General features: G+C 67.4%; 5 protein-coding genes. 1 reads left to right on the top strand and 4 read right to left on the bottom strand.

Translation table 11 applies throughout. The features are described from left to right. Positions 1-512: 512 nt before the first annotated feature. The 3 genes from NC7_RS07420 to NC7_RS07410 form a co-directional block, all read right to left on the bottom strand. Complete coding sequence (locus NC7_RS07420) at positions 513-2,786, bottom strand: polyribonucleotide nucleotidyltransferase (protein ID WP_067980699.1); 2,274 nt, start codon at positions 2,784-2,786, stop codon at positions 513-515. A 406-nt stretch (positions 2,787-3,192) separates the two neighbouring features. Beyond that, on the bottom strand, positions 3,193-3,462 hold the full coding sequence (rpsO, locus tag NC7_RS07415) for a 30S ribosomal protein S15 (RefSeq protein ID WP_067492627.1): 270 nt from the start codon (positions 3,460-3,462) through the stop codon (positions 3,193-3,195). A gap of 159 nt (positions 3,463-3,621) precedes the next feature. Beyond that, a complete protein-coding gene (locus NC7_RS07410) occupies positions 3,622-4,590 on the bottom strand; it encodes a bifunctional riboflavin kinase/FAD synthetase (protein WP_067980697.1) in 969 nt (322 codons plus the stop codon). A gap of 89 nt (positions 4,591-4,679) precedes the next feature. Here NC7_RS07410 and NC7_RS07405 point away from each other — a divergent pair, with 89 nt between their 5' ends. Continuing rightward, positions 4,680-5,408: a metal-dependent transcriptional regulator gene (locus NC7_RS07405; RefSeq protein ID WP_067980695.1), complete on the top strand. Its 729-nt coding sequence runs from the start codon at positions 4,680-4,682 to the stop codon at positions 5,406-5,408. 3 nt (positions 5,409-5,411) lie between these two features. On the opposite strand, the gene NC7_RS07400 is transcribed toward NC7_RS07405, so the two are convergent. Then, the gene (locus tag NC7_RS07400) at positions 5,412-6,206 is read right to left on the bottom strand and encodes a hypothetical protein (protein WP_067980693.1); all 795 of its coding nucleotides are present in this window, start codon (positions 6,204-6,206) and stop codon (positions 5,412-5,414) included. Positions 6,207-6,209: the final 3 nt, after the last annotated feature.

Raw genomic sequence — 6,209 nt, 5'->3', positions numbered from 1 at the left:
CTCGGAACTCCCCCGGCTCCCGCCGGGTCGGGATCGGCGCGCGGACGGCCAACCCCGGGCACCCTGCCCGAAATCCGTCCGCTCACACCGGAATTCAGTGCGATCGGCTATGACACGATCGCGGCATTCCAGCTCGTCGCCACACAACCAGCAATGACTCGGTTATCTCCCGACCTCCATCGTCAACCCCGACACCCGACACACACGCCCGTAGACGACTGAAGCGTATTCGTTTCGATAATAAACCGGACCAGATTCCGTCAAAATCTCGGTTCGGAGGGCGAATCAGGCGGTCGCGGCAACCCGGCCGCACACGCCGAATCAGCGGCCGCGCGCCCGGTGTACCCACGGGCTACGTCACCGCCGCCGCGACAGCGTCGTACTGTGTCAGGACACACTAGGCGAGCCAACGTTGCATCACCGTTGCATCACCGTGATTCACGCCACTCTGGCGGCGAACACGACGAAGCCCCCCGCCATGATGCTCGGCGGGGGGCTCGGATGCCGGGGAGTTACTCGGCGGCAGCGGCCTCGGTCTCGGCCGACTCGGCGGGCGCGGCGGCCTCGTCCTCGACCGGAACCAGCGAGATCTTGCCACGGTTGTCGATATCGGCGATCTCCACGCGCAGCTTGTCGCCGACGTTCACCACGTCTTCGACCTTGGCCACGCGCTTGCCGTTGCCCAGCTTGGAGATGTGCACCAGACCGTCACGGCCCGGCAGCAGCGACACGAACGCGCCGAAGGCGGTGGTCTTGACGACCGTGCCGAGGAAGCGCTCGCCGACCTTGGGCAGCTGCGGGTTGGCGATGGCGTTGATCATGTCGATCGCGGCCTGGGCCGACGGGCCGTCGGTCGCACCGACGAACACGGTGCCGTCGTCCTCGATGGAGATGTTGGCGCCGGTGTCCTCGGTGATCTGGTTGATCATCTTGCCCTTGGGGCCGATGACCTCGCCGATCTTGTCCACCGGGATCTTGATCGCGGTGACGCGCGGCGCGTACGGGCTCATCTCGTCCGGGGTGGCGATGGCCTCGGCCATCACGTCCAGGATGGTGGTGCGGGCGTCGTGCGCCTGGTTCAGCGCACCGGCCAGCACCTGCGAGGGGATGCCGTCGAGCTTGGTGTCGAGTTGCAGGGCGGTGACGAAGTCACGGGTACCGGCAACCTTGAAGTCCATGTCGCCGAAGGCATCCTCGGCGCCGAGGATGTCGGTGAGGGCCACGTAGCGGACCTCGTCGACACCCTGGTCGTTGGTGACAGTGTCCGACACCAGGCCCATGGCGATACCCGCGACCGGCGCCTTCAGCGGCACACCGGCGTTGAGCAGCGACAGGGTCGAGGCACACACCGAACCCATCGAGGTGGAGCCGTTGGAGCCCAACGCCTCCGAGACCTGACGGATGGCGTAGGGGAACTCCTCCTGCGAGGGCAGCACCGGCATCAGCGCGCGCTCGGCCAGGGCACCGTGGCCGATCTCGCGACGCTTCGGCGAACCGACGCGACCGGTCTCACCGGTGGAGAACGGCGGGAAGTTGTAGTGGTGCATGTAGCGCTTGGAGGTCTCCGGGCCGAGCGAGTCGACCTGCTGGGCCATCTTCACCATGTCGAGGGTGGTGACGCCCATGATCTGGGTCTCGCCACGCTCGAACAGCGCCGAACCGTGGGCGCGCGGGATCACGTCGACCTCGGCGGACAGCTCACGGATATCGGCGAGACCACGACCGTCGATGCGGAAACCGTCGGTCAGGATGCGCTGGCGGACCAGCTTCTTGGTGACCGAGCGGAACGCGGCACCCAGCTCCTTCTCCCGACCGGCGAAGTCCTCACCCAGACGCGACAGCACCTCGACCTTGATCTCGTCGATCTTGGCTTCGCGGGCCTGCTTGTCGGCGATGCTCAGCGCCTGGTTCAGCTCGACCTTCGAGGTGCCCTCGACAGCCTCGAACACGTCCGGGCCGTAGGGCGGGAAGAGCGGGAACTCCTGGGTCGGCTTGGCCGCCAGGGTGGCCAGGTCGGCCTGGGCGCGGACCAGGCGCGCGATGAACGGCTTGGCCGCTTCCAGACCCTCGGCGACCACGGCTTCGGTCGGCGCCTGCGCACCGTCTTCGATCAGCGCGATCACCTTGTCGGTGGCCTCGGCCTCGACCATCATGATGGCGACGTCACCGGTCTCGGTGACACGACCCGCGACGACCATGTCGAACACGGCGCCCTCGAGCTGCTCGACGGTCGGGAACGCCACCCACTGGCCGCTGATCAGGGCCACACGCACGCCACCGATCGGGCCGGAGAACGGGATGCCCGACAGCTGGGTCGACGCCGAGGCGGCGTTGATGGCCAGCACGTCGTAGAGATCCTGGGGGTCCAGGCTCAGCACGGTGACCACGACCTGGATCTCGTTGCGCAGACCGTCGATGAAGGTCGGGCGCAGCGGGCGGTCGATCAGGCGGCAGGTCAGGATCGCGTCGGTGGAGGGACGACCCTCACGACGGAAGAACGAGCCAGGGATGCGGCCCGCGGCGTACATGCGCTCTTCGACGTCCACCGTCAGCGGGAAGAAGTCGAACTGGTCCTTGGGGTGCTTACCGGCGGTGGTCGCCGACAGCAGCATGGTCTCGTCGTCCAGGTAGGCGGCCACGGAGCCCGCGGCCTGCTTGGCCAGACGGCCGGTTTCGAAGCGGATGGTCCTGGTGCCGAAGCTGCCGTTGTCGATCAGCGCGACCGACTCGAAAACACCGGGTTCGACCTCGACCGCGGTCGAAGCACGTTCAGTTGTCTGCGTCATATTTCTCTCTCGACCTCTCGTCTCGCCGATTCGCGCGGCCGATGCCAGGCGTACTCGCCTGATGGGCGCGAACCAGCTTTTCGTCAGCCGTACCGACACGGACACGCGACAACCCTCCTGGCTGTCACGCGCAGCACCCGGCCGTATCCCCTCGGCTGGAATATTCCAATGAGGGGCGACGCGGTGGCGATCATCGATCGAAGCCCGACGGCGGTAGAACATCGCCTGCCGAAAGGCCACTACCGAAGACCGACGCCACGTGGACGGATGCACACGGCTGTCACATGTTGTAGTGCACCCGGAAACCCCATGGTCTCCGAATACACGAATAGCCAACAGAAAGAAGTGTACTTCTTCCTGTTGGCTACTCGCCGACCGCCTCAGCGTGGAGGCGTGTCGTAGCAGATCAGCGGCGCAGGCCGAGACGCTCGATGAGCGAACGGTAGCGGTTGATGTCCTTGGCCTGCAGGTACTTCGACAGGCGACGACGACGACCGATCAGGGCCAGCAGGCCGTGGCGGGTGTGGTGATCGTGCTTGTGCTGCTTGAGGTGCTCGGTGAGGTCCGAGATCCGCTTCGACAGCAGCGCGATCTGCGCCTCCGGCGAACCGGTGTCCTTCTCGTGCAGGCCGTACTCGGCCAGGATGGCCGACTTCTGCTCAGTGGTCAGCGCCATGTGGCTCGACTCCCTTTTTCAGTTCCGCGCTCGAATGTCCGGTTACCCGGGGCGGGCGCCACCGCGGACCGCAGCAAACCCGAGGAGCCACTTTACGTGACCGACCGGACCATGTTAAATCCGGCCTTTACCTGACCAGCGGAAGTGGCCTGGTCGCGGTCAGACCTCGGCGGCGGTGAGCACCTTGCGGGCGGCCTCGACGTCGCGGCCCATGGCCTCGACCAGCTCGTCGATCGACTCGAACTTGCGCATCCCGCGCAACTGCTCGACGAAGTCGACCGCCACGTGCTGGCCGTACAGATCGGCCTCACCGTCGAGGACATAGGCCTCGACCGTCCGTGAGCGACCCGAGAAGGTGGGGTTGGTGCCCACCGAGATCGCCGCCATCGCGCGCGCGCCCGCCTCGACCGTGCCGATGGTCGGGCCCGCGCCGAGCACGGTGAACCAACCCGCGTACACGCCGTCGGCGGGAATCGCGGCGTGCATCGGCGGCGCGACGTTCGCGGTCGGGAAGCCCAGTCCACGCCCACGGCCGTCACCGTGCACGACCACGCCCTCCACGCGGTGCGGGCGGCCGAGTGCCTCCGCGGCGGCGGCCATGTCGCCCGCGTCGACGCAGGCGCGGATGTAGGTGGAGGAGAAGGTGACGGCATGTTCGCCGAGCAGCGTCACCCCGTCGACCTCGAAGCCGAAACGCTCGCCGAGTTCGCGCATGGTGTCGACGGTGCCCGCCGCCTTCTTGCCGAAGGTGAAGTTGTCACCGACCACGACCTCGGTGACGTGCAACCGCTCCACGAGCAGGTCGTGCACGTAACCGGCGGGGGTGAGCTTCATGAATTCCTGGGTGAACGGCATCACGCAGAACACGTCGATACCGAGTTCCTCGGCCAGTTCGGCCCGCCGGGTGAGGGTGGTGAGTTGGGCGGGGTGCGAACCGGGCCGCACCACTTCCATCGGGTGCGGGTCGAAGGTCATCAGGACCGCGGGCACCCCACGCTTTTTCGCCGCCGCCACCGCACGGCTGATGAGCTGCGCGTGGCCACGATGTACCCCGTCGAACACGCCGATCGTGAGGACGCAACGTCCCCAGTCCGCGGGCACGTCGTCGAGACTTCGCCATCTCTGCACAGAGCGAAGCCTACGCAAAGCGGTGCGCGAACAGAATTCCGGTGTGATGTGATCGTGGCCGATTCGCCGATGTGTGATTCGGGCCAGGGATGCCTAACATTGACAACGTGCCAGGTAAACGAGAGGCCGGACTCGAGGTCACCGCAACGATCGCGCCCGAGCTGTCGGCGGTGGCACAGGACTATCTGAAGGTCATCTGGACCGCGCAGGAGTGGTCGCAGGAGAAGGTGTCGACCAAGCTGCTCGCCGAGCGCATCGGAGTGTCGGCCTCGACGGTGTCGGAGGCGGTGCGCAAGCTCGCCGATCAGGGTCTGGTCGAACACGCCCGCTACGGCGCGATCACCTTGACCGAGCACGGCCGGGTGGCCGCTGTGGCCATGGTGCGCCGCCACCGCCTCATCGAGACCTTCCTGGTGAACGAACTCGGTTACGGCTGGGACGAGGTGCACGACGAGGCGGAGGTGCTCGAGCACGCGGTGTCGGAACTGTTGGTGTCGCGCATCGACGCGAAACTCGGCCACCCCGACCGTGATCCGCACGGCGATCCCATCCCCTCGGTCGACGGCGCCGTCCCCACTCCGCCCGCCCGCAGGCTCAGCGATTTCGCGGCGGGCGAATCAGGCCGGGTGGCCCGCATCTCCGACTCCGACCCGGAGATGCTGCGTTATTTCGACTCGGTCGGCATCGCTCTCGACACCCCCATCGAGGTGGCCGAACGCCGCGACTTCGCCGGGACCATCGCGGTGCGCATCGCCACCGCCGACTCCCCAACCGAACTGGGCACCCTCGCGGCCGACGCGATCTGGCTCACCGCCTGAGGATCAGCAGCTGAAGTACGGGCGCAGCCGAGCGGGCACACCGTCGGATTCGGCGGTGTCCCAGCAGGTTTCGTGCGGGAACAGCAGGTAGGTGGTCCAGGTGCCGTCGACGCGCCGGATGATGCGCTGGTTGTCGCCAGGGGTGGCGAAGCGGACGACGGCCCACGTGCCGTCGCAGTCGATCACGGCGGCGTTGTCGAGCACGCCGAGGTCGGCGGAGATGCCGTCGGGATGACAGGGGCCCGCGCTGTCCTGGAAGCGCAGCAGGCCGTCGACGGTCGACCCTGCCGCGGTGAGGAAAGCCGAATGCATGCCCTCCGGAACAGGGTTCGTCCCGGCGGGGGCGGTCATGCCGAAGTAGTAGCACCCCACCGACACGGTGAAGGCGGCGCGGCCGTCACCGTCGGTCACGGCGTCGAATCGCTGGGTCTCGGTGGTCTCGCCCACCGGGATGTCGTGGGCCGCCGGGTCACAAGGTTCCTGGCGTGAAAGATGCACCGGCACAGCGGGAACCGCGACTCCGGACACGGTTTCCGTTCGCAACACGATGGTTCCGGTCGCCGGTGTCGGCGGCGGGCTCGGCCGAGCGGCCGTGGTGCTGGCAGGCACGCCGGTCACCTCGTCGACCGGACCGGCGGTGATCGCGACCTCAGGAGGCGGCGTCGCCACAGACGGCTGAGCCAAGGTGACCGGCGTGCGCGCGGGGGTCACCACCCGCGGTTCCTCCGACCCGCATCCGGCGAGCAGGAGCAGCGCCCCGACGACCGCACCCGACCAGGCTTTCCGTACCGCACCCATGGC

Origin of the sequence: Nocardia caishijiensis NBRC 108228 (assembly GCF_001612825.1) — a bacterium.
GTDB lineage: Bacteria > Actinomycetota > Actinomycetes > Mycobacteriales > Mycobacteriaceae > Nocardia > Nocardia caishijiensis.
This window is presented reverse-complemented; position numbering and strand designations above follow the sequence as displayed.